This is a genomic window from Nocardia sp. NPDC052001 (assembly GCF_040680615.1).
Lineage (GTDB): Bacteria > Actinomycetota > Actinomycetes > Mycobacteriales > Mycobacteriaceae > Nocardia.
In genome coordinates this window covers 1,205,610-1,228,762 of record NZ_JBFAXC010000002.1, presented here as the reverse complement: position 1 = coordinate 1,228,762, position 23,153 = coordinate 1,205,610, and the positions used below count along the sequence as shown (strand labels likewise).

The following is a 23,153-nucleotide window of genomic DNA, read 5'->3' as shown; positions in this document are numbered from 1 at the left end:
AGCTCCACTCGTCTGTGAATGGGAGGGCCATCGGCGGGGCTGTGCCGGTGGCTCGTCGAGGCGCAGGCCTCGTCCGTACTTCACCCTAACAGTACGCTTGTCCTGTGAGCGCATCGGGGAGGTCCCCGAGCGGCCCGGAGCCGATCACCCGGGTCCTGCGCCGCGGTGGTGCGAGGTTCATTCAGCGGGACAGTCGCAGCTTACGGCGTGCCGCGGTGCGGTGATGGGACATGTAGTCCAGTACTGTGCGTTCGTGACCGTTCCGCGCGCCTCGGTTTTCACGCCTATGAAGGCGGAACTACCGCCCAACACAGACCTGAAGTCGATCCTGCTCGATTTGGCCGACAATCACGTCGCCGCACCCAAGGATCGCAAGCAGGATGCGCTCGCGGCCATAGCCGCCGATGCGCGCGAACACGGCATCGATCTCAACATCGTTGTGGTGCAGGGCAACCCGGGCATCGAAGCGAATCTGCGCGATCTGGCGACCGAGGTGGGGCAGACCCAGCACGGCACCGTGGTGGTGTTCAGCGACGATTGGGTCGGCACCTTCAGCGACAGTTTCGCGCGGGCGCGGCTGGAATGGGCCGAGGACAAGTCCAAATATCGCGGGCCCGATCACACCACCGATGCCGCGCAGGCGTTCGTGGATCGGCTGGAGCAGCCCGAGACGGTGTCCTGGACCGTGATCACGCTGGTCGCGGTGATCGCGCTGGTCGCCATGATCGGCGGGCTGTACGCGGTGAAGGTCAAGCGGGCCGGGGCGGATAAGCCGCCGGTGCCCGCGCCGGAGCGTCCGCGCACTCCTGTCGCCTGATCCCCTCTCCTTTTCTCATCTGGGCCCTGTGCTCGATCGTGCCGCCCGGCCGACTCGAGCCAGGGCCCAGTCTCATTCGCGGGTGCGTCGCTGACGGCCGGAAGGTTTTCCGGCCGGTCGGCCGCCGGTCGTGTGGTAATCCCAGCCCAAACCGGCTAATGGCTGGCAACGTCTGAATTGCCTTCAAGTCATTCCCGCGTGGCTGATTCAACCTGTGGCTGAAGTGTCGTACGGTTTCGCAACGACGCTGTTGGGGAAGAAGTGTCAGGCGGGTCTCGAGTTTCCAGTGGTAGAGGAATGTTCCATGAGACTCGTGAGGTGTTCCCCGGGGCCAGATTGGGAACCAGGGAGGTGCGATGCGAAAACCGGCGAAACGACACATGCGCCCGGTTCGAGTCGCCACGGAATTGCTGGCGGCGATGATCGTGGTGACGGTCGGAGTGACCACCGGCCATGCCACACCGCCGCCACCGCCCAATCCCAGCGATAGTGAGATCGCCCAGGCGGGCGCGAATGTCGACGCCACCGTCGGCGAGGTGGGTGCGCTGATCAATCAGGTCGCCACCGCCGAACAACAGCTGCAACTGCTCGACGACGCCGTCGCCGCGCGCCGCGAAGCCGTGAACAAGGCGCTGGTCGATTTACAGATCGCGCGCGATGCCGCCGATACCGCGGCACAGGCCGTCGCGGGCTGCCAGCGCGAGCTCACCGATGCCGGAGTGCACGTGGGTGACGCGCATCGGCAATTCGACAAGTACGTGGCCCAGGTCTACATGCGACCGGGATCCACCTCGCTGATCAATTACATGGCCGCGCCGAGTCCGGAGATCGCGCTCGCCCGCGCGCAGGTGCTGACCATCGCTTCGCAGACCCAGCAGCAGGTGGTCGAGGGGCTGCGGCGCGCGCAGGTTGATCAGGCCAACAAGACCTCACTCGCCAAGCAGGCGCAGCAGGCCGCCGATGCCGCGGCCGCCGATGCCGAGGTGAAGAAGACCGACGCCCAGAACGCCGTCGCCGCGGCGCAATCCGAATTCGACCAGCAGGCGGCACAGCGCAACACCCTGCTGTCCCAACGCGATTCGGCCCAGCAGCGACTGGACACCGCGCGCTCCCAGGTCGCCGGCCTGCAGGGCCAGCGCGATGCCTATCTGGCGTGGGATGATCAGCGCCGCAAGGACGAAGCCGCGGCTCGCGCCGCAGCCGTCGCCGCCGGAGCTCGCGTCAACGCCGACCGCGCCGCCAATGACCTTGCCTCCCTTGCCGCATCGGGCCACCGCCCGCACACTCAGCTCGGCAACTCCCCGCCCCCGCCCCGCTACACCCTCACCCGCCCCAGCGGTAATCGCGCCAACCTCGTCGAAACCGTCGTCGACCGCGCCATGGCCCAGCTCGGCGTCGAATACGCCTGGGGCGGTGGCGATGAGGACGGCGCCACCCTCGGCATCCGCGACGGCGGCACCGCCGACCGCTACGGCGACTACAACAAAACCGGCTTCGACTGCTCCGGCCTGATGATCTACGCCTTCGCCGGTATCGGCGTCTCCCTCCCGCACTACAGCGGCTACCAATACACCATGGGCTCCCGAGTCCCCGTCTCCGACCGCGAACGCGGCGATATGCTCTTCTGGGGTCCTGGAGGCTCCCAGCACGTCGCCCTCTACATAGGCGACGGCAAAATGATCGAAGCCCCGCAATCCGGTGACGTGGTCCGGGTTTCCGCGGTCCGAGAAGACGGCATCATGCCCTACGCCGTCCGCCTCATCTCCTGACCGCACTGCCGCAGCACCTGGATCTCACGGGGCGGGTGGCAGGGGGAAGTACACCTCGCCGTCCAGCGAATAGGCGTGAATGCCCAAGTCCGACAGGATGTGTACGGCCAAATCGGCCTGTCCGGCGACGGGGACGACCATCGCCGCGCCGTTCGCGTCCTGGCAGGAGGATCTGGTATCGCAACCGCGATTCCAGAGGGCGGGGATGATTTCGCTGAGGCGATGGTCGACGCAGGACTCGCGTCCCGCGGCCCGGACATGGAGTTGACGATGTTCGACGGCGATCAGGCCGCCGTTGGTCTGTTCGCACATGGCGCAGAGCGGGTACGGGCCGAGAACCACGTGCCCGGATCGCGCCAGCCGATCCAGGAACAGCTCGCGGTTCTCGGTGGCCGTGGCCAATTGCATTGTGGCGGAACCCGGTTCTCGATCCTGGAGACCCTCGTAGAGCCGGATGGATTCATCGATGGCGCGCAATGCGTTCGCGTTCTCTCCGGTGCCCGCCGAGTACACGCTGAGCTGGTGCAGGGCCGCGGCGAGGGCGAGGTTGTACTGCGGGCGACGGGAGGCCAGGCGGCGCAGGATTCGGGCGTGCTCTTCGCCGAAGGGGAGCGCTTCGTGGGGCTGGTCGGCCGCGTTGAGGGATCTGGCGACGATATCCAGTGCGGCGAGCAGAGCGGGTCCGAAGCGGCGCGGGTCATCGGGGAGCCGATATCGACACAGCGCCACCGCTTCACGGCCCGCGGCCGCCGCCTGGTGTCCACGTCCAAGGTCGTCCTGGATATCCGCCCGCACGATGAGCGCCCACACCAGCTGGAGATCGAAACGGGCTCTCCGAGTAGCGGTTTCGCGGCGGCAGAGCGCCACCGCCTCTTCGGCGGCTGCCAGGGCCTGTTCGTACTGTCGTTGTTCGGACAATCGTCGTGCCAGCAGCCGCAGCAATCCCGCGACAGTCGGGTCGAGGCCGGGCAATACCGTGCCCAGGCGTCGCGCCAACTCGACGGCATTCGCCACCGTCTCCCGATCCTGTTTGCCGCGCTCCAGCACACCGGTGACACGCGATACCCGCATGCGAGTCATACCGCACCACCCCGCTTCATTCACGATCATTCCGTCGATCACGCGACCTCGGCCCACACCAGGATACGGCGATCGTCATGCTTCGAGCCGGGTCGTGAAGGGGTGGGAGCGGGCAGGGTGCCCGCGCGCGGTATCGCGGGCGGGCACCGCTGTTCGGCCGTTCCTCGGCCTTCCCCTCCGAACGGAGGCCGAGAAATCGTTCGCTGGCCGGAATCGAAAGTGCCTCTCGAACACTAGGTTCCGTCGACTCGGCGGTTCTACCGTTTTCTCGCCCAGTCACGGTCGTTTTCCGCCCGCTATGCTGCCGCGCGTGCATGAGAACGGCGGTGCGGCGGACGCGGAGTACCTGTCGGAGCGGTTTTCGACCGATGCCGACGATGCGGCGGGGTCGTGGAGTGACTATCTGTACCGGCGGCAGGGGTCGGTGGGGCTGGGATTCGGTGCGGGGGAGTTCAATTCGGACGCGTACGCGCAGAATGTCGGACAGTTTCAAGTCGTGCGGTTCACCTCGGGCGCGCTCGATTACCAGCGGTCGCGGCGGGATGTGCGGTGCGATGGGGACAACAGCTATCGCCTGCTGATACCGCTCGACGGGCGATTCATGTTCGAGCAGGGGGAATCTCGGGAGGTCTTCGAGCCGGGGCGGGTGTGTTTCTTCCACTGGGGCCGGCCACTGTGGATGACGCACAGTGAGACCATCAGCGCGCTGATCCTGACGGTGCCGGAGCGATCGGTTGATCCGGCTCGCGCCGAGACCGGGCCGCTCGCGCTGGATGAGAAGCGTCCACTGGTGCGCGCGCTCCGGAGTCAGGTGCGCACGCTGGTCGAGGAAGAGGGTTGGACGGCAGCGGATTTCAGCGTTGCCTGTACCAGCGCGCTGACCCTGCTCGATGGTGCGCTGAATCCGTCGCCGGGTGTCGGATCCGGCCGCCGGGCACTGGATGCCGAACGCGCGCGCCGTCTGATCGAGGCGCACGCGCATGATCCCCGGGTGACGCCGGAGGCCATTGCCGCGATGCTGGGGATCGGTGAGCGAACTCTGTACAAGGTGATGCGGAGTTCCGGGTATCCGTCGCCGGGTGCGCTGTTGCGCACGATCCGTGTGGAGCGTGCGCATCGCCGACTGTTGGTGGCGCTACCGGTCGATATGGACCGGATCGCCTTCGAGGAAGGCTTTCCGAGCACGCGCCGATTCCGGGAAGCCTATCGGGAGTATTACGGGCTGACCCCGGTCCAGATGCGCGCGCGGGTGCTCGGCACGCGGGCTCAACCCGGTACGGAAGCGCCGGAATCGGCTGTCTCGTAACGGTAGTCGTCGAGGGGGAACTCGCGGGTCTGGCGGCGGGCGGCGAAGAAGCTCTCCGGGCGGATATATGTGCTGTCGCCCTGGGAGTTGCGGTAGTAGGTGGGGACGTGGGCGTTGAGCTCGCAGAGGTAGTAGCGGACGCCTTCGGCCTGCCGGTAGATCCTGCGGTGGTAGGCGTCGGCGGCCTCCTTGCGGACCTCGCAGACATCCGCACCGCGCGAACGGGTTTCGCGAATCGCGCGCACCGCGTGGTCGGCCGTGGTCTCCACGAAGGCGTGCCAGCTGGTGCCGCTCCAGGAGTAGGGGCCGACCAGGGTCCAGCGGTTGGGGAGGCCGGGGACCGAGACGCTCTGGTAGGCCTGCAGACCTTCCTCTCGGTAGAACTTGGCCAGGTCGAAGCCGTCGCGGCCGATAATCGTTCCGGGGGTGTAGGTTTCGGGATCGGAGAACACCTCGTAGCCGGTGGCGAGGATGAGGGCGTCGAGCTGGTGCAGTACGCCGTCTCCGGTCAGGACGCCGGTCGGGGTGATCTCGGCGATCGGGTCGGTGATCAGGGTGACGTTATCCCGGTTGTAGGCGGGGAGGTATCCGGTGGACATGGTCGGGCGCTTGGCCAGCACGCCGAAGCCTGGGCTCAGTTTCGCGGCGGTGTCCGGATCTTTGACCACCCGCCGGACGTACCAGCCGTAGCCCGCGATCATCCACGCGTCGAATTTGTCCGCGGCGGGCCGGAATACGCGCATCGGTGAGCGGGAGACCATGCGCAGCAACAGATCCACCACGACGAACGCGACGCCGTTGATGGTCGCCGATACACCGGGGACGGCGAGCGCCGTCTTCATGGCCTTGGGCACCACGAAGTCCGGCTTGGGAACCGACCAGACCGGTGTGCGCTGGAATACCGTCAGCGAGCCGACTTCCGGTGCGATGGCGGGCACGATCTGCACCGCGCTCGCCCCGGTGCCGATGATGCCGACGGCCTTGCCCGCCATGTCGTAGTCGTAATCCCACGAGGTCGGGCGCTGGATCTTGCCCCGGAACGAATTCGCGCCCGGAATGCCGACATCGTCCTTGGGGCGCACGAACGCGCCGATCGCGCTGATCAGGAATCTCGCGGTGACGATCGAGCCGTCCCGAAGATGCAGCGCCCAGAACTTCCCGGCATCGTCCCAAATCTCCCGCACCACATCGGAATTGAAGCGGGTCTTCTCGTACAGCCCGTAGCGCCGCGCGATATCGGCGTGGTACCGCTTCACCTCCGGCCCGTAGGCGAAGAACCTGGACCAGTTGGGGTTTCGCGCGAAGGAGTACTGGTAGGTGGTCGACGGCACGTCCACGGCGATGCCCGGATATTGATTCTCATGCCAGCTGCCGCCGACGTCATCGGCACGCTCGAGGAGGACGATATCGTCGATTCCGCTCATGCGCAGTTTCGCACCGGCCGCGATACCGCCCGGCCCGGCCCCGATAACGGCGACCTCGTACTGCGGATATTCGATCGGCGATTGATGAGTGAAGACTTGCGACATTGCAGAACTCTCCTCTGAAGCCCCGGAGTCCCTCGATGGCCATCCGGGTCGCTGGATATCGAGATTATCTGGATAGCAATGAGATCGCAAGAGAGCTTCGAGTGTGCGGTCCAGGCCGCTAGGAGGATAGCGGTGAAATACGAATTGATTGACTATTCGGATAGTTGTACTATTTCGATGTTCGGGTGGTGTGAGCGCCCCTGCGGCAGGCTCATCGCCTCGGGATCCGCCGGGGGACGAGCGAAGGTCAATCAGGAAAGTCAGGACATTGGCGTCTAACACCAGAAAACGAGCGGTAGCGCGGGCCGTGCCCGATGTCGAAGCCGCGGTGATCGGAGCGGGTGTCGGCGGTATCGCCGCGGGCTGCCAGCTGCGCCGAGCGGGTATCGACGACTTCGTAATCCTGGACCGCAGAAGCGATTTCAGCGGCACCTGGATCGCGAACACCTATCCGGGCGTCGCCCTCGACGTCCCGTCCACCTCATACGAGTTCACCTTCGCGCCCAATCAGTGGTCGCGGGTGTTCGCACCCGGTGACGAGGTGCGCGAGTACTGCCAGCGCGTCGCGCGCGAACACGGACTGTACGACCGCGCGCGCTTCGGCACCTCGGTGGAACGCGAGGTGTGGGATGACGAAAACGGTTTCTGGACACTGCATTTGACCGGCGGTGAGGCGCTGACCGCGCGCTACGTCCTCAATGCGACCGGATTCTTCCTCGAACCCCGTTCGAACTCGGGCATCCCCGATGTGGAGCGCTACACCGGCAAGGTGATGCTCTCCGCCGGATGGGATCACTCCTACGATTACCGCGGCAAACGCGTCGCGGTCATCGGCACCGGGGCCAGTTCGATGCAGATCGTGCCGTCGATCGCTCCGGACGTCGCCCAGCTCGATGTCTACCAGCGCACCGCGACCTGGTGTTTTCCCAAGCCGGACTTCGCTTTCGGCCGTATCGGCCAGCGGCTCATGCGATCACCGCGCTTCCACACCCTGGCCTATATGGCGAATTGGTATGTGTACCAAGCCCTGGTCGTCGGGGCCGAGCGCATCCCCAAGCGGGCCGCGATGGCGCTGATCACCGGCCTCGAAACCGTACTGCGCGCGGCGTACAGCCTGTACCTGAAAATCCAGGTGACCGATCGCGAGGCCCGTCGCGCCCTCGTCCCCAAGCACGGCCTGATGGCCAATATGCCGACCTTCGGCCGCGGGTTTCTGCAAACCTTCAGCCGCGATAACGGCACCCTGCTGACCACGCCGATCGAACGCTTCACCGAAACCGGTATTCGCACCACCGACGGCGTTAATCGCGACTACGACATGGTCGTGCTGGCCACGGGATTCAACGTCGCCTCGGATCCCGAGGCGTTCCCGGTCGGTGCGGTCACCGGCCGCGACGGGTTCGATCTGGGAGAGTTCTACCGCGCCAACGGAATGCAAGCCTATGCCGGGGTGACGATCCCCAAACTGCCGAACCGCTGGTTCCTCTACGGTCCGTACGGGTGGAACGGCGTGACGTGGGTGAGCATGATGGAAAGCTCGGCGCTGCACGCGGCCCGGGTCATCGCCGCCGCGCGGGATCAGGGCGCACAGGTCGCCGAGGTGACACAGCGGGCGCACGATGTGTGGCACGAGATGATGACCGGCAGCCCCTTCACGCAGGTCGCGCAGGAGTATCTGGTCGAACGGCAGTTCAAGCGGCATCACGTGCGCAGCTACTTCTTCAATGACCGGGGTGAGGCTCCGATTCTGCGCCCGTCCCGGGGCTTCCGGGATTCGCTCTGGGACCACAGCGAGCGCTTCGACCCGCGGCAGGACTACACCTTCCGTGCCGTATCCAGTTCTGCCGCAGCGGATTCGGCCGCGAGCTCCAATGGCGCATCGCCCGTACCCGCCCGCGCGGCAGGCGAATAGGGTTCGGGCGCAATACCCTTCAGTCCCGTGCCGGTGGCTGAAGGGTGTCCCGCGCTCGCCGGATCCACAGTTCGGCGGTATCGCCGAGCAGCTGTGCGGATTCCTCGGCGGTGATCACCTCGGCGGCACTGCCGAGGCAGAGCGCTTCCCTATTGTCGAAATTGCTGTACAGCGCGCCGATGGTGCGCCCGGCCGCTGCGGCGATCGTCGCTATCGAGGTGGCGTGATAGCCGGTTGACGCCACCCGCTATCGGTATAATACTGCTATGTGAATAGTGGTGCTATTCCAGTATTGAGGCTGATCGCGGAAGGGGGTACGACGGTGCCTGATTCGCACGCCGCGTTGCGGGCCGCACTGGGGGGACCCGACGATGAGGTACTGGCGGCGCTGACGGCGGCCGAATCCGAGCAATTGCTGGGGCTGCTGCGGCAAGCGCGAACCGCGCAACGCCGCAGTCTCGATCACGCGATCGACGACGCCATGAAGGTGCTGCCGCGCTTCCTGCGGATCCCAACTCGCTCGATTCTGTTCGGAAAGTGAGAAGCCATGGCCGACTTGGTGACTCGCGCCCAGATCACGATGCTGGCGCAACTGCTCGATGTCGAACCTGCCGCGCTGAGCGGTCTGGAACGGCTGGGCGCGGAAAAGGTCGAGGCATTGCGCAAGCGCATGTCCGACGCGCTGTTCGATTCGTTGGCAACGGTTTTCGCCCGGGTGAGCAAGCTGGCTCAGCTGGTGCCGGACGCGGTCGCCGCGACGGTGGCGGTCAAGGCTATTCCGCCGGAGGTGGCGGGCCGCGGTGGTGGCGCGATCGGAATGGATCATCAGCACCGTGCGGCCGGGTTGATGGGCAGGATGCCACCGGGCTATCTGGCCGATGCCGCACCCTATGTCGACCCGCGTGTAATCCCCTTCTTCGCGCCGAAATTGCCTTTCGCCCTGCTGATTCCGGCCGCCGACGAACTGCTGCGCCGCCGGGACTATCTCACCGCCGCACGGTTCGTCGAACATGCCACCGATGATTTGATCCGGGCGTTCGAAAACCATGTCCAGGACGATGAGGCCATCGTGCTCACCGGGTCCATGGTGTCGCGCACGGAGGTCCTGAACAGCATTCTGCGGACGGTGTCACCCGAGCGGCGGGCGCGGGTTGTCGCACTGGGAGCGTCCGGGAGGCCCGACGTACTGGTCGCGGCGCTATCGCTGCTCGCCCGGGTGGATGACGAGTTCGCGGGTCCGATGAGCAGGATGCTGTTCGAAACCCAAGACGCCGAGGGTGTTTCGCGTATCTGCGGTCTCGCTGTCAGCGCCGGGGCCATCGCGGAACTGCTCGATGTGGTCGGATATCTGCCCGATGAGACCGCGCGGGTGCTGGCGGGCGCACCGGACCTGCCGAGCACCGCGACCCTGGAACAGGCCGCCACCACCGAGCGCCGAGCCGCCTCGGTACGGCGGCTGATCGCGTTCGCGGATCGGCTGCGTACCAGGCAATCGCACAATTGACAGCCGCTCCGCGAGCGCCGAGCATCGCGGCCAGGCGCTGTACCGACAGCAGGATTCGAGGAGATGCCCATGGTCAAGCGGGTTCCGAAGGGCCGGGTGGCCCGGGGTCGCAAACTCGGCATGCTCGCGGCCGGACAGGCCGCGCGGGGCGCGACCGCCCGGCTGTCCATGATCGGCCGTTCGGAACATGCCCGTGAGGTGCTCTCGCGCCGTTCGACCCTGGACAGCGCCGAACAGCTCGTCGACGTGCTCGGCAATATGAAGGGCGCGGCCATGAAACTCGGCCAGATGCTCGCGGTGATCGATCTGGATCTGGTGCCCGAATCGCATCGGGAGCGGTTCCGCGCCAAGCTGGCGCTGCTGTGCGATCAGGCCGAGGTGATGCCGTTCTCGACTATGCGCGGCGTGCTCGAGGCCGAATACGGCTCGCTCACCAGGGTTTTCCGGGATTTCGACGAGGAGCCGATCGCGTCGGCGTCGATCGGCCAGGTGTACCGGGCGGTGCTGCGCGACGGTCGCGAAGTCGCGGTCAAGGTGCAGTATCCGGGCGTGGAGAAGGCGGTCCGGTCCGATCTGCGCAATCTCGCGCTGTTCGTGAAACTCTGGAAGTCCATGTGGCCGGCGCTGTCCAGTAGCGCGTTGATCGACGAGATCACCCGCAACCTGGAGGCCGAACTCGACTATGGCCGTGAGGCGCGAACCCAGCGGCTGGTGGCCGAGCACTATCGCGGGCATCCGTACATCGTGGTGCCGGACAGTGTGCTCGAACACTGCTCGGATCGGATTCTGGTCACCGAGTACCTGACCTCGAAACCGTTCGGGCACATGCAAACTCTGTCCGCCCCCGACCGCGACCATATCGGCGAGGTGATCTATCGCTTCTATATCGGATCGCTGTTCGAGCGCGGTGAGTTCTGCGGAGATCCGCATCCCGGCAATGTGCTGCTGGCGTCCGATGGTCGGGTCGGATTCATCGATTTCGGTCTCTACAACCGCATGGGTCCGGCCGATATCGAATTCGAGCGGCAGGTGGCGCGGGCGGCGGTGGAGCATCGCGCCGATGATCTGTACGCCCTGCTGCTGGCGCGCGGCATCGTCGATCCGGCGGCCGGGGTGGATCCGGTGCAGTGCCTCGAATACATCTGGGCCGCATCGGAATGGAATCTGGCCGATCAGGAGCTCACCGTCACCCCCGATCTGGCCACCGGGGCGCTGCTGGCCGCGGTGGATCCGCGCTTGGCCGAGTCCAGCGGTATGCGGCATCAGATGCTGCCGCCCGAGCATGTGTTCTCGCGGCGCGCGGACTTCCTGACCTTCGGACTTCTCGGGCAGTTGGTGGCGACCCGGAATTGGCATCGCATCGCCCGGGAGTGGGTCTACGGCGATGAACCGGTCACCGAGATCGGCCGCACGCTGGCGCGGCGGGCGAGCGCCGGAAAGGGCGTGTGAACACAGCGATCGGCGTGGCGTTGGCCAATTGCACAAATCCGGATAATGTCAGTACCCGGAATGCGCGGTATTCTCGCCCGCCCATAACTGACAACGGAGGAAGTGTGGCCGCTCGAAAGGTGCTGACCCGGGCCGAAAGCCAGGCACTGACGCGGGAAGAGCTGATCGAGGCCGCGGAACGCCTGTTCTACGCCGACGGCTACCACGCCACCTCCCTGGCCGCGATCGCCGCCGAGGCCGGTCGCACCATCGGCGCGGTCTACAGCAATTTCGACAGCAAGGAGGCGCTCTGCCTCGAAGTGCTGCGCAGCTGGGCGACGGCGCGAATGTCGCGGCTGGCCAATTCGATCGCCGCCACCGACGGATCGCTGGAACAGCGCCTGGACGCCATCGCCACCTGGTGGGACCGGGAATTGGTCAACGACAACGCGCCCCTGATCCTGGCCGCCGAATACGGCATCAGCGTGCTGCGCGATCCGGCACAGCAGGCCCGCGCCGTCGAAGCGTGTGCGCGACTGGTGGATTCGGGCCGGGTGCTGATCCTGGACCATCTGCCCGAGAGCGCGGCCGAAGCCGGGCAACTGCTGGAGGACGGGGTGCACGGTGTGCTCGCCGCGGGCATCGGCCTGGCGGCGGGCGGCGTGACCGGGCTGACCCCGCCCGGCCGATCCAGCAGCATCCTCACCGCGACAATCGAATTCTGGTTGCAGCGGCTGGGCGCGGCGGTGGGCGGTGCGTCCGCCGGGTGATACCGCGCGATGTGAATCCGGCGTTCATGCTCCGCACGGCCTCGGTGCTGTATCGGCACTTTCCCGAGTCGGGAATCGCTCGGTGCGCCGGCACGATCAATGCCGTCGAGGACTGTTTCGATCACAAGACGAACCCGATGGCCGATCTGGTCGGACTGCCCGCCTGATCGGTGGCCGTCGATCGCGGCCGCCGCGACCGATGAATTTCGTTCCGCCGTTCCGTCGCAAGTGGTGAGCACGTCCAGTCCTTACGGAGGAGAACCATGACCGCTGTACCCGCCCCCGAACTCGTCACCCTCGATCCCGCCGTCACGGCGGCCGTCCGCGCGACCGTGCCCATGGCGGGCCTGCGCGATTTCTACGATGCCTCGTTCGGTGCGCTGGCCAAGACCGTCGCCGCACAGCAGGTCGCGATCGCCGGGCCCGCATTCGGCCTCTATCGCGGGCCGATCACGGATCCGATCGATGTGGAGGTGGGATTCGCGGTCGACGGCGCGGTGCAGCCCGATGGCGCGGTATTCGCGGGCGCGCTGCCCGGCGGCCGGGTCGCGCGGCTCGTGCACCTGGGTGGCTTCGACGGGCTGGGCGCTTCGTGGGCCCGGCTGGTGGCGTGGGTCGAGAGCCAGGGACTGACCGGCGCGGATCAGCGCTGGGAGGTGTACGTCACCGAGCCGTCGCCGGAGATGGATCCCAATGATCTTCGTACGGAACTGAATTGGCCGATCGCCGAGTGAGGTCGTTGCCGGCCCGCCGGTACCGCCGCGAACCCTTGACTTTCCTACTGGGAAAGTGAGACGCTACTTTCCTGATAGGAAAGTAGGGAATCGTCATGGAGAACGTTGCTCCGGATCAGGCTCGCGCCGCTCTCGAGGCAGCCGAGCGAGCGCGGCGTCAGGTGGCCGATGAGGTCGGATTGCCGCGCGCGTACTGGTGGGGGATGGCGGCCGGCTGGATCGTGCTGGGCGTGATCGGCGATCTCGGACCGGAATGGCTGGTATCGGTCGCCACGCTCGCCTTCGGCGCGGGGCACGCGTTCGCGGCCTCGCGGCTGCTGGACGGGCGACGGCGCACCGGTGGCGTGCGGGTGTCGGCGGATGTGGCCGGGCGGCGCACGCCCCTCGTGGTGATCGTCATGCTGTTCGGATTCGTCTGCGTGACAATCGGTTCGGCGTTCGCGCTCAACGCCGACGGCGCGCGGCATCCGGGCATCTGGGCGGCGGTGATCGTCGCGGCGATCATCGGATTCGGCGGGCCGGAGCTGCTGCGGGTACTGCGTCGCTGGGCGCGCGCATGACCGAGGCGCGGTTCGACGAATTGATTCACCCCAGCACCCGGCTGTCGCTGGTCGCGACCCTCGCCGCGGCCGACTGGGCGGAATTCGCCTTCCTCAAGGATCGTCTCGGGCTCTCGGATTCGGCCCTGTCCAAACAGCTCGCGACGCTCGAGGAGGCGGGCTACATCGGTACCGAGCGCCGCCTGGACGGCAGTCGCCGCAAGGTGCGCGCCCGGTTGACCGATGCGGGGCGGGAAGCCTTCCTCGGCCACATCGCCGCACTGCGGGAGATCGTGGCCGGGGTGGCTCCGGATGAATCAGCGCCGTTCGCCGTAGGCGGTGAGGATGCGGTGGATCGACGAGGTGACCGGTAGTTCGCCATCGAGCGGAATCCAGCGGTAGCCGCCGTAGTTGGTCAGCCGGATCGGGCCCACATTCGCCACTTCGACCGCGAAATGTTCGCGGCGGACCGGCTTTCCGGCATTGTCCAGATAGTCGAAACTGCCGACGTGCGCGGTGATGTCGGTGACCGTGAGTCCGGTCTCCTCGAGTACCGCCCGCGCCACCGCGGCGGCCAGTGCTTCACCGGGGCGCACCGTTGTGCCCGGTAGGTTCAGCGGCCGGCGGCCCGCCACGTATTCCTCGCGCTCCAGCAACAGCACAGCGCCGTTGTTCTCCAGCACGACGCCGATGCGCAATGCGACCGCATCGGTCTCGGCTTTCGCCTGTAGTTCGGTCAGCACCGATCCGCCGATCGATTGCCGGGGAGAAACCTCGAAATCCCACACTTCGCACCCACATCCCGTACCGCCGGACTCCATCGACCGGCACAGTTTCTACGCTACCGCTGGAAAACCACTGGAAGCCAAGCCGATCCGGACTTTCGGCGCATCTCCGCAGTACGGGCGGGTGCGCCGAAAAGTTTAATGCGTCCGGTACCGGCTGTCACAGTGTCCCGAAGCCTAGTTCACGCCGGTGACAGGAATGCACCGGTTCCGATTTCAGGTCAGCGCCGCGGCCAGACTGTCGGTGGCCTGTATCAGCCACTCCGGATCGCCGTGCCGCCGCCCCCACAGCGCCTCGCGGACCGCACCGGCCTGGGTCCAGCGCCGGGTCCGATCGCTATCGATCTCGGCTGCCGCGCAATAGATATCGAGCAGCCGGAGCACGCCCGCCCGCAAATCCGGTGCGCGCAGCAAGGACTCGAAGCGCGGGCTGCGAATGACATTGAGCGCGTCCTGTGCCGGATCGCCGATCTGGCCCTTGGGATCGATCGCGAGCCACGGCTCCCGCTCCGAGGCCAGAATGTTCCCGTCGTGCAGGTCGCCGTGCACGAGCAGGCCGGGCTGATCCGGGCCGAGTTCGCGCAAGGTGGCGAGGGCGGCATCGAGGACGGCGCTCGGGATGGGGTGATCGAATTCCGCTGCGGTGGACAGCATCTCGTCCTCCCAGCGAACCACCTGATCCGATAGCCGGGGTAGCGGGAAAGGCGGCTCGACCGCGAGTCGGCGCGCGAGCCGCCCCTGGATCCGCACGGCTCGCTCCGGATCGCGCACCGTGGCGAGGGTGCGAAACTCCGCGCGTTCCAACAGCATCGCGAACCGCTCGTCATCGCGTTCGAAGAGCCGCAACGCTCCGCGCCCGCCCCATGCAGTATAGGCGTCCGGCTCATGCGCGTTGCCCGGATGCGGGAAGGAGACCTTGATCACCGCGGCGGTCGCTCCGCGATGGCGCACCGGGACCACCACCCCGACCATGCCGTGCAGCACCGGACCGTCCGGGGCGCAGTGCCAGCGCCACATCAGCTCATCCACCACCCGGGGCAGGGCCGCGATCCACGCCCGCCCGGCCTCGCCCTCCCGCGCGATCGTGCTGTGCGCGAATCCCTCCGGAATCTCGATCATGAGGCGGCGGGGTTGCCGCCGACCGATGCGGGCTCGGGAACGCTGGGCATTTCTCGATAATAGGGAAACCCGGCGTGGAACCGTTGCGCATATGACGGCGCGATCATGTGCGGTCACCCGGCACGAGTGCTGACACACTGTCGAGGTGATCAGCACTCGCAGGGAACGCGCCCTGGCGTCGCTGCGCGGAGTGGCCGTGGGCGACGCCTTCGGCGCATGCTTCGACGACCCGATCAACCACCCCGCGCTGCGCTCGCGCGTACTGCTGCCCGGTCCGTGGCTCTGGACCGATGACACCGAGATGGCCTGCTCGATCTTCGCCATTCTGGACGCGCACGACCGGATCGACCAGGACGCGCTGGCGAAATCCTTCGCCGAGCACTACGACATCTATCGCCGCTACGGTCCCGGCACCAGCCGAATTCTGCGCCGGATCCGCCAGCAGGGTGAGTCCTGGCGGGAACTCGCGTCCCTGGCGCGGGGTGGGAGCGGATCCTGGGGCAATGGCGCTGCCATGCGGATCGCACCGTTGGGGGCCTATTTCGCCGATGATCCGGATCGGGTCGACGTCGAGGCCGCCGCCTCCGCGGAGGTCACCCATGCCCATCCGGATGCGGTATCCGGCGCGATCGCCGTGGCCATTGCCGCAGCCATTGTTGCCGCCCGGCCGGAGGTGCGAGGCGATGACCTCCTCGCGGCGGTGGCCGCTCGCACACCTTCGGGCCCCGTTCGCGAGGGTATTCAGCACGCCCGTGCCCTGCGCGATTCCGCAACGGCCGCGGCGGAATTGGGGGTCGGCCACAAGACCTCGGCTCTCGATACCGTCCCGTTCTGCCTCTGGGTGGTCGCGCAGCACGGCGATTCCTTCGAACAAGCCTGCTGGACGGCTGCGGCGGCGGGTGGTGATATCGACACCACCTGCGCGATTATCGGCGGGGTTCTGGCTGCCCGATCGGTGTCGAATATTCCTCCGCTGCACTGGCTTTCGCGCTGTGAGCCGTTGCCGGAGTGGGCGGGGGCAGGAATAGGCTCAGGGCCACCGCGGGCAGGGGAATGAAACATAGGGCGGTGAGGACGGATTCGGGGCCGTGGCGGTCGGCCAGTGCGCCCAGGAGGGGGACGAAGAGGTTGCCCGCGCTGACGGCCAGGCCGAGGGTGACGCCGGAGGCGGTGCCGGGTTTGGTGGGCAGGTAGTCCTGGCCGAGTTTGACCAGGACCGCGAAGGGGATGTTGACGGTGATGCCGACCAGGATGGCGGGTAGCAGGGCCAATTCTGGGCTGGGGGTGATGCGCAGCAGGATGAAGGCGGGAATGGCGGCGGCGCTGCCGAATTGGATGGTGCGGAGCATGCCGACGCGGTCGGCGAGGCGGCCGCCGGTCAGGGTGCCCAGGACGCCGCCGGTGAGGAATGCGGTCAGTGACATACCGCCCAGGGGCTGACCCGAGCCCAGATGGTTGATCCAGTACAGGGCGATGAAGGTGTTCACGCCGAAGAAGATGATCGAGCGGACCACCTCGACGGCGGTCAGCAGCAGGAACGGGGCCCAGCGGTCGCGGCCGTCGATATCGTTCGCCGCGAACGTCTTTCGCTCCGGACGCTGCTGATATCGCCACAGCACGAAACCCATCAGGGCCGCGGGCGGGATGAACAGCGCGGTCGCACCCACACCGAGTGAGACCAGTGCGGGTGTGGCCAGCGCCGGGGCCAGGAAGAATCCGATACTGCCGCCCGCGGCGAACAGACTCATGGCGGTGGCGCTCACACCCGCGTCTGCCCGACCTCGCCCGCCGGGTCGGCGCGGGCGAACGCACCCTGGCCCGCCTGTTCCGCACCGAATTCGCCCTGACCTATCCGCAGTGGCGTACTCGCCTGCGGCTGCACCACGCGGTACAACTGCTCGCCGACGACACCCCCGTCTCCACGGTCGCTCATCGCTGTGGCTGGTCCACCCCGAGTGCGTTCATCGACGTCTACCGCCAAGCGCTCGGCCATACCCCGGGATTCCGCGTGCGCAGGCCGTGATCCGGTCACCGGCCACGTGGTCTATGTTGCGCCGGTAGCTATTTCGAGATTTCGGGGGAGTGATGGCGGACATCGCCGAGCAGTGGGATTCGATACGCGAGGTTGTCACCCGCGGACGGAAGACGACCGGGCATTTCGCGATCGCTTCGGTGGACGATGACGGGATGCCGAATGTGACGCCGGTCGGAACGGTGTTTCTGCGGGATGACCGCAGCGGGTTCTACTTCGATCAGTACACGAACGCGTTGGCGCGCAACGTGGATGCCGGTTCGCGAGTGTGCCTGCTGGCGGTGGACAGCGGTTCGCTGTTCTGGTTCCGGTCGCTGCTGACGGGCCGGTTCCGGACCCCGCCCGGGGTGCGGCTGTACGGCACGGTGGGCCCTAAGCGATTGGCGAATGCGGCTGAGCTCGAACAGGTTCGGCGGCGGGTGCGGCCGATGCTCGCACTCAGGGGCGGGCGGCTGCTGTGGTCGGATTTCGCCTATGTCCGCGATATCGAATTCACGAGTTTCCGATGGGTGCGGTATCCGGTGATGATGGGGGAGTGAGCGCGAACCCGGCAGGAGTGCTCGACGGAATGGCCTAACGGGCCGACACTGGGGCGCATGGATGATCTCGTGGTGGAGCGGGTGGGGCGGGGGCCGGCGGTGATGCTGGTGCACGGGGGCGCGGGGCCGCGGACCACGTGGGCGGGGATGGAGGCGTTGGGGGAGCGCTGGACGGTGCTGACGGTGTATCGGCGGGGGTTCGAGCCCAGTCCGCCGGTGTGTGAGCGGCATGATTTCGAGGTCGATGCGGAGGATCTCGCGGGCCTGTTCCGGGCGCATCGGCCGCATGTGGTGGCGCATTCTTATGGGACGCTCGGGACGCTGTTGGCGGCGGCCCGTGATCCCGCTTGTGTGCGGTCGCTGACCATTATCGAACCGCCGCTGTATTTCGTCGCGCCCGATGATCCCGCTGTGGTCCGGCTGCGCGGTATCGGTGACGCTGTGCTCACGGATGGTCTTGCCGCCGAACCGGATTCGCTGCGTGAGTTCCTCACGCTCGCGGGTTCCCCGGGGATCGGCCCCGGACCACTGCCCGAGCCGGTGCGGGCGGCCGTGCGGCGGGCGCAGTACGCGCGGTTGCCCGGTGAGATTCGGATCGATCTGGAGGCATTGCGCGCCGGCGGCATTCCCGCGCTGGTGGTCTCGGGTGCGCATACGGCCGGGCTGGAGCGGATCTGTGACGGGCTCGCCGCGACCCTGGGTGCGGAGCGGTTGATCGCACCGGGTGCGGGGCATTTCGTCGCGGCGGCACCGGGTTTCACCGAGCGGCTGGAACGGTTCCTCACCGCCATTCCGGACACGCCGCGATAGCTGAATCAGGCTGATGCCGCACCGTTTTCGCTCGCCGCGTCGATCGTCCGCCGCCGGTCGGCGAGACTGCGCGCCAAGGTCGCCTGTAGTCCGCCGATCGTGTACGTGGTGATCCAGTCCGCGAGTTCGGGTCCGGTGATCTCGACGCGATGCGCGACCCGGCTGGCCTCGATCGCCGAACCCCACATGAGCGCGGCGAGCACCGGTCCGAGCGGGCCCGGATCGCGGTTATTGCGGCGCAGGGTGTCCTCCACGACGGAGGCGATGGCGTCGATGAGGGTGTCCAGCAGGCCGTGCCCGAGTTCGGGATCCGGTCCGTCACCGTTCATGACCGCGCCGACCACCGCCGCACCGTGCGGATGCTCCTCGCCGTAGCGCAATCCCGCGCCGAGCGCGGCCTGAACCATATCGGAAAGCTCACGGCCGGGCAGGGTTTCGTACACCGGCAGCAGCGTGGCCTGCATGACCTCGGCCTCGCGCCGGAAGAGCCGCCGGAACAGCTCGGGTTTCGAGCCGAAGTGCGCGTAGAGCGTGGGCTTGGTCGAATTCGCCCGGCGCGCGATGGCATCCATGCTCGCGGCGCGATAGCCGTGCTCGGCGAAGACCGCGCAGGCGGCGTCGAGTAGTTCGTCATCGGTGGGGCGGCGCTGTGTGGGTGGCATCGGCCTCAGCGTATCGCCTGGTGAGAATGCTTTACTTTGAAGTAAAGCTGTGTCAGGGTTGTCCGCGTCACACCGGAGGTAACGGTGTGACGCACAACAACTTTGGAAGTTCTGGTGGTACGACGTGGCTTCTGCGCACTGGCGAATCCTGATCGGCGCTGTATCCATCGCGGTGGTCGCGGCATTCGCACCGCCCACGCACGCCGATGATCCCGGCGGAGTGAGCGCACCGGGCTGGGCGGCGGATTCCCAGCAGCTCACCTATCCCGGAATGACCGTCGACCACGATGTTCCGGTCACCATGAGCGACGGAATAGTGTTGAAGGCCAATGTGTATCGGCCCGCCGACGATCAGGGCCGCGCGATCGAGACACCGTTCCCCACCATCGTCACCATGACCCCGTACACCAAATTGATGAGCGATCTGAGCGCCGAATCCAAGGGCGCGATGGCCGGTCAGATGGGCATCACACCGGAGTTGGTGCGCAGCGGCTATGTCGAGGTGGTCGCCGATGTGCGCGGCACCGGATTTTCCGAGGGCGTATGGGACGTGCTCGGCCCGCGCGAGCAGGCCGACACCCTGGAGGTCATCGATTGGGCTGCGCGCCAGCCCTTCTCGGACGGGCGAATCGGGATGACCGGCGCGTCCTACCTCGGCATCACCGCTGTGCAGGCCGCCGCGCATCGCCCGCCCGCTCTCAAAGCGATCCTGCCGATCATTCCGGGCTCGGATCTGTTCCGCGATATCGTCGGCACCGGCGGCGCGATCGGCATCGGATTCATGCCCATGTGGCTGAGCATCGTCAACGGCACCAAATGGCTGCCCGATCTACAGGCGTTGCTACAGGGGCGATTCGACGCGAAGTGGCTGTCGGATCGACTGTCGGATCCGGCGACCCTGCTCCCGCAACTCTTCGACGCGCTGACCGTCTCGGATCTGTCCAGTCTGCCTCCGGCCACGGTCGATCTCGCGGGGTACAGCCAGTGGTATCGCGAACGGCAATCCGATCCGACGCAGATCACCGTGCCCACCTTCGTGATCGGCGGCTGGCACGATATCTTCGCCTACAGCGAGCCCCGCATCTACAACGCGATTCCCTTGCCGCCGGGTCGGAAGCAGCTCGTCATGGGCAATGGCTATCACGTCACCGCCACCGCCGATTTCGGCACACCGGCCGGACCCCCGGCGGTCCCCGCATTGCAGCGCGCGTGGTTCGACAAGTGGCTCAAGGGAATCGACAACGGCATCGACGGCTACGGCCCCGTCACGCTTTTCCAGCAGGGCGGCGGCTGGACCACCGCCGACACCTTCCCGCGCGGGGGAGTGAACTACGAACGCCGTTATCTCACCGCCGATTCCAGTGGAACCGCACCGCACGCACTCGCGGACGGCAGCCTGAGCAGCGCACCGCCGAACGCCGCCGCACAGCTGACGGTCGCGCCCGGTGTGCGCGGTCTGTGCTCACGGCAAGCCTCCGAGGGCACCGCCGGTCTGGCCCTGATCCTGGGTTCGGGCTGCGAATGGGATTCGCGTTTCGCCGAAGCCGAGGCGCTCACCTTCACCACCCCCGCCGCCGAATCGCCGACCGCGCTATCCGGGCAGATGAACCTGCACCTGAACACGATCCTGGACGCCACCGACGGTTTCTGGGACGTCTCGGTCAACGATGTCGCCCCCGATGGCACCTCGACGGTCATCTCCAGCGGTCAGCTCACCGCCGCCCTGCGCGCGGTGGACCCGCAACGCAGCTCGCGCAGCGCGAACGGGGACTATATCGAGGCATACCACCCGCTGGACGTCACCGCCCGCGATCCGCAAACCCCCGGCGTGCCAACCACTCTCGATATCGGCCTGCTCGCCACCGACGCCGTCGTCCAGCCGGGTCATCGCCTGCGCATCGATATCTATGCCGCCAGCATCCCGCGCGCCCTGCCCATCGGAGTGACCGCTCGCGACTCCGGTTACCGCCCCCAGCACATTCGGCTGGACCCGGCCGACCCCAGTTTCGTCAATCTCCCGATCCAGGGTCGCCCCGGCCTGTGAGCCCTATTCGATTCCGAGGGTGACCTCGGTCGACTTGATCAGCACCTTCACCGCGGTGCCATCGACCAGACCGAGATCATCCACGGCATCGCGGGTGATCGACGAGGTGATCTCATCCCCGCCATTGAGTCGAATGCGCACAACCGCCATCGCCTCACCGCGGGTAATCGAAATGACAGTGCCATCGAGCTGATTTCGAGTACTCAGTCGCATGCGCCGGAGTGTACGGAGCACCCGCTGTTCGCTGTGGGAGGTGCGATCCGATTCCAGGCCGCCCGGCCCGGCGCGCCGGGTACAGGTGCGCGAAGTCGGCGCGGAATGCGAATACCCGGAGCATCGAAGTTCCCTGGAAATTCTCAGTTTCGAGAGAGAATAGCCAGGTCATCGGCGTGAACGGGCGATGATCGGACGAATGCGCCGATCCGCCCGCGCCGCGACATCGGCATTTGACCCAACCGGGTGCGGCGAACGCGCCGGATACCTGGAATAGTTGGTGCGGCAACGCACTGGACCAAAGCGAAAGCGGGGATGTTGGTGACTTCGACTGATGGTGTGAGCGGGGTAAGTACGGTGAAGGACGCGCCGCCGCCGAACACCCTCGAGCGCGATGTCCAGACCCTGGAAAAGGCGATCTACGAAGTCAAACGGGTGATCGTCGGTCAGGATCGGCTGGTCGAACGGCTGCTGGTAGGTGTGCTCGCGCGCGGTCACGTGCTGCTCGAGGGTGTGCCCGGTATCGCCAAGACCCTGGCCGTGGAGACCTTCGCAAAGGTGGTGGGCGGCAGCTTCTCCCGCGTGCAGTTCACCCCGGACCTGGTGCCCACCGACCTCGTCGGTACCCGCATCTACCGGCAGGGCCGCGAGGAGTTCGATACCGAACTCGGTCCGGTCGTGGCGAACTTCGTGCTCGCCGACGAGATCAACCGCGCGCCCGCCAAGGTGCAGTCGGCGCTGCTCGAGGTCATGGCCGAGCGGCACGTGTCCATCGGCGGCAAGACCTACCCGATGCCTAATCCATTCCTGGTCATGGCGACTCAGAACCCCATCGAGAGCGAAGGCGTGTACCCGCTGCCCGAGGCGCAGCGTGACCGCTTCCTGTTCAAGGTGGTCGTGGATTACCCCTCCGTCGAGGAGGAGCGCGAGATCATCTACCGGATGGGCGTCACCCCGCCCGAGGCCAAGCCGGTGCTGGACCCGGACGAGCTGGTGCGCCTGCAGAAGGTCGCCGCCAATACCTTCGTGCACCACGCGCTGGTGGATTACGTGGTCCGGGTCATCGCCGCCACCCGTAAGCCCGCCGATTTCGGTATGCACGATGTGGCCGGATGGATCTCCTACGGCGCTTCGCCGCGTGCCAGCCTGGGCATCATCGCCGCCGCGCGCGCCGTGGCGCTCATTCGCGGCCGCGATTACGTGGTCCCGCAGGATGTGGTCGAGGTGATCCCGGATGTGCTGCGGCACCGCCTGGTGCTCTCGTACGACGCACTGGCCGACGAGGTTTCGCCCGATGACGTGATCAAGCGCGTACTGCAGACCGTCGGCCTGCCGCAGGTCGCCCCGCAGGCCGTCGCCCCGGGTGGCCAGCCCGCGCCGATGCCCGCCGCGCCGCCGGTCATGGGTCCGCAGGGTGCGCCCGGGATCCCGCAGCCGCCGCAGGGTCAGCAGGGCATTCCGCAGCCGCCGCAGGGGATTCCGCAGGCCCCTAACGGTCAGGTGCCCGGGATTCCCGGCCAGCCCCAGCCCAAGTGAGGCGAGGCCCGGATTCGGTTGCGCC

Annotated in this window: 23 protein-coding genes and 3 pseudogenes; 18 read left to right on the top strand and 8 right to left on the bottom strand. The window is 66.9% G+C overall.

All coding sequences use genetic code 11. The features are described 5' to 3' along the window. The first annotated feature begins 253 nt into the window (after window positions 1-253). Window positions 254-817 (top strand): DUF6676 family protein, encoded by a 564-nt coding sequence (locus AB0L82_RS14105; protein WP_364635175.1) that lies wholly within the window; start codon window positions 254-256, stop codon window positions 815-817. A gap of 356 nt (window positions 818-1,173) precedes the next feature. Continuing rightward, window positions 1,174-2,586 carry an NlpC/P60 family protein gene (locus tag AB0L82_RS14100; protein ID WP_364635172.1) on the top strand — a complete coding sequence of 471 codons (1,413 nt, stop codon included), beginning with the start codon at window positions 1,174-1,176 and terminating at the stop codon, window positions 2,584-2,586. Between the two features lie 24 nt (window positions 2,587-2,610). Here the strand turns inward: AB0L82_RS14100 and AB0L82_RS14095 are convergent, their stop codons facing one another. Further along, a complete protein-coding gene (locus AB0L82_RS14095) occupies window positions 2,611-3,666 on the bottom strand; it encodes a hypothetical protein (RefSeq protein ID WP_364635169.1) in 1,056 nt (351 codons plus the stop codon). 310 nt (window positions 3,667-3,976) lie between these two features. On the opposite strand from AB0L82_RS14095, the gene AB0L82_RS14090 reads away from it, so the two are divergent. Then, on the top strand, window positions 3,977-4,972 hold the full coding sequence (locus AB0L82_RS14090; protein WP_364635166.1) for a helix-turn-helix transcriptional regulator: 996 nt from the start codon (window positions 3,977-3,979) through the stop codon (window positions 4,970-4,972). On the opposite strand, the gene AB0L82_RS14085 is transcribed toward AB0L82_RS14090, so the two are convergent. Next, window positions 4,933-6,501: an NAD(P)/FAD-dependent oxidoreductase gene (locus AB0L82_RS14085; protein WP_364635163.1), complete on the bottom strand. Its 1,569-nt coding sequence runs from the start codon at window positions 6,499-6,501 to the stop codon at window positions 4,933-4,935. The genes AB0L82_RS14090 and AB0L82_RS14085 overlap by 40 nt on opposite strands. 307 nt (window positions 6,502-6,808) lie before the next feature. Between AB0L82_RS14085 and AB0L82_RS14080 the strand changes: the two genes are divergently transcribed. Beyond that, window positions 6,809-8,413 carry an NAD(P)/FAD-dependent oxidoreductase gene (locus tag AB0L82_RS14080; RefSeq protein WP_364635160.1) on the top strand — a complete coding sequence of 535 codons (1,605 nt, stop codon included), beginning with the start codon at window positions 6,809-6,811 and terminating at the stop codon, window positions 8,411-8,413. A 136-nt stretch (window positions 8,414-8,549) separates the two neighbouring features. Here AB0L82_RS14080 and AB0L82_RS14075 read toward each other — a convergent pair. Beyond that, window positions 8,550-8,657 (bottom strand): annotated as a pseudogene (locus tag AB0L82_RS14075) (TetR family transcriptional regulator); the annotation flags it as partial. A 78-nt stretch (window positions 8,658-8,735) separates the two neighbouring features. Here AB0L82_RS14075 and AB0L82_RS14070 point away from each other — a divergent pair. The 8 genes from AB0L82_RS14070 (at window position 8,736) to AB0L82_RS14035 (ending at window position 13,762) form a co-directional block, all read left to right on the top strand. Further along, the gene (locus AB0L82_RS14070; protein WP_364635157.1) at window positions 8,736-8,954 is read left to right on the top strand and encodes a hypothetical protein; all 219 of its coding nucleotides are present in this window, start codon (window positions 8,736-8,738) and stop codon (window positions 8,952-8,954) included. Between the two features lie 6 nt (window positions 8,955-8,960). Further along, window positions 8,961-9,917, top strand: a complete 957-nt coding sequence (locus AB0L82_RS14065) for a hypothetical protein (RefSeq protein WP_364635154.1) — start codon at window positions 8,961-8,963, stop codon at window positions 9,915-9,917. Window positions 9,918-9,986: 69 nt separating this feature from the next. Beyond that, entirely contained in the window at window positions 9,987-11,366 is a 1,380-nt protein-coding gene (locus AB0L82_RS14060) for an AarF/ABC1/UbiB kinase family protein (protein ID WP_364635151.1), read from the top strand. Window positions 11,367-11,470: 104 nt separating this feature from the next. Next, window positions 11,471-12,115, top strand: coding sequence for a TetR/AcrR family transcriptional regulator (locus AB0L82_RS14055; protein ID WP_364635148.1), 645 nt, complete (start codon window positions 11,471-11,473; stop codon window positions 12,113-12,115). A gap of 11 nt (window positions 12,116-12,126) precedes the next feature. After that, a complete protein-coding gene (locus AB0L82_RS14050) occupies window positions 12,127-12,282 on the top strand; it encodes a hypothetical protein (protein ID WP_364635145.1) in 156 nt (51 codons plus the stop codon). A 96-nt stretch (window positions 12,283-12,378) separates the two neighbouring features. Further along, window positions 12,379-12,849, top strand: a complete 471-nt coding sequence (locus tag AB0L82_RS14045) for a GyrI-like domain-containing protein (RefSeq protein WP_364635142.1) — start codon at window positions 12,379-12,381, stop codon at window positions 12,847-12,849. 95 nt (window positions 12,850-12,944) lie between these two features. Then, window positions 12,945-13,409 (top strand): hypothetical protein, encoded by a 465-nt coding sequence (locus AB0L82_RS14040; RefSeq protein ID WP_364635139.1) that lies wholly within the window; start codon window positions 12,945-12,947, stop codon window positions 13,407-13,409. Next, window positions 13,406-13,762, top strand: coding sequence for a transcriptional regulator (locus AB0L82_RS14035; protein WP_364635136.1), 357 nt, complete (start codon window positions 13,406-13,408; stop codon window positions 13,760-13,762). Before AB0L82_RS14040 ends, AB0L82_RS14035 begins: the two co-directional genes overlap by 4 nt. Here the strand turns inward: AB0L82_RS14035 and AB0L82_RS14030 are convergent. Together AB0L82_RS14030 and AB0L82_RS14025 are read right to left on the bottom strand one after the other, a co-directional pair. Next, window positions 13,706-14,176: an NUDIX domain-containing protein gene (locus AB0L82_RS14030; RefSeq protein ID WP_364635133.1), complete on the bottom strand. Its 471-nt coding sequence runs from the start codon at window positions 14,174-14,176 to the stop codon at window positions 13,706-13,708. The genes AB0L82_RS14035 and AB0L82_RS14030 overlap by 57 nt on opposite strands. A 213-nt stretch (window positions 14,177-14,389) precedes the next feature. Beyond that, window positions 14,390-15,292 (bottom strand): aminoglycoside phosphotransferase family protein, encoded by a 903-nt coding sequence (locus tag AB0L82_RS14025; protein WP_364635130.1) that lies wholly within the window; start codon window positions 15,290-15,292, stop codon window positions 14,390-14,392. A 145-nt stretch (window positions 15,293-15,437) separates the two neighbouring features. On the opposite strand from AB0L82_RS14025, the gene AB0L82_RS14020 reads away from it, so the two are divergent. Further along, window positions 15,438-16,349: an ADP-ribosylglycohydrolase family protein gene (locus AB0L82_RS14020; RefSeq protein WP_364635127.1), complete on the top strand. Its 912-nt coding sequence runs from the start codon at window positions 15,438-15,440 to the stop codon at window positions 16,347-16,349. On the opposite strand, the pseudogene AB0L82_RS14015 reads toward AB0L82_RS14020, so the two are convergent. Next, a pseudogene (locus tag AB0L82_RS14015) lies at window positions 16,303-17,064 on the bottom strand (MFS transporter); the annotation flags it as partial. The gene AB0L82_RS14020 and the pseudogene AB0L82_RS14015 overlap by 47 nt on opposite strands. On the opposite strand from AB0L82_RS14015, the pseudogene AB0L82_RS14010 reads away from it, so the two are divergent. The 3 genes and pseudogenes from AB0L82_RS14010 to AB0L82_RS14000 all read left to right on the top strand — a co-directional run. After that, window positions 17,064-17,315: pseudogene (locus AB0L82_RS14010) on the top strand (helix-turn-helix transcriptional regulator); the annotation flags it as partial. The pseudogenes AB0L82_RS14015 and AB0L82_RS14010 overlap by 1 nt on opposite strands. A gap of 62 nt (window positions 17,316-17,377) precedes the next feature. After that, window positions 17,378-17,863 carry a pyridoxamine 5'-phosphate oxidase family protein gene (locus AB0L82_RS14005; RefSeq protein ID WP_364635124.1) on the top strand — a complete coding sequence of 162 codons (486 nt, stop codon included), beginning with the start codon at window positions 17,378-17,380 and terminating at the stop codon, window positions 17,861-17,863. A gap of 57 nt (window positions 17,864-17,920) precedes the next feature. Then, on the top strand, window positions 17,921-18,673 hold the full coding sequence (locus AB0L82_RS14000) for an alpha/beta hydrolase (protein ID WP_364635120.1): 753 nt from the start codon (window positions 17,921-17,923) through the stop codon (window positions 18,671-18,673). A gap of 5 nt (window positions 18,674-18,678) precedes the next feature. Here the strand turns inward: AB0L82_RS14000 and AB0L82_RS13995 are convergent, their stop codons facing one another. After that, window positions 18,679-19,335, bottom strand: coding sequence for a TetR/AcrR family transcriptional regulator (locus tag AB0L82_RS13995; protein ID WP_364635117.1), 657 nt, complete (start codon window positions 19,333-19,335; stop codon window positions 18,679-18,681). Window positions 19,336-19,459: 124 nt separating this feature from the next. Here AB0L82_RS13995 and AB0L82_RS13990 point away from each other — a divergent pair, with 124 nt between their 5' ends. Next, window positions 19,460-21,379 (top strand): CocE/NonD family hydrolase, encoded by a 1,920-nt coding sequence (locus AB0L82_RS13990; protein WP_364635114.1) that lies wholly within the window; start codon window positions 19,460-19,462, stop codon window positions 21,377-21,379. Between the two features lie 3 nt (window positions 21,380-21,382). On the opposite strand, the gene AB0L82_RS13985 is transcribed toward AB0L82_RS13990, so the two are convergent. Continuing rightward, window positions 21,383-21,592 (bottom strand): TOBE domain-containing protein, encoded by a 210-nt coding sequence (locus AB0L82_RS13985; protein ID WP_364635111.1) that lies wholly within the window; start codon window positions 21,590-21,592, stop codon window positions 21,383-21,385. A 315-nt stretch (window positions 21,593-21,907) separates the two neighbouring features. Between AB0L82_RS13985 and AB0L82_RS13980 the strand changes: the two genes are divergently transcribed. After that, the gene (locus tag AB0L82_RS13980) at window positions 21,908-23,128 is read left to right on the top strand and encodes an AAA family ATPase (RefSeq protein ID WP_364635108.1); all 1,221 of its coding nucleotides are present in this window, start codon (window positions 21,908-21,910) and stop codon (window positions 23,126-23,128) included. Window positions 23,129-23,153 lie beyond the last annotated feature (25 nt).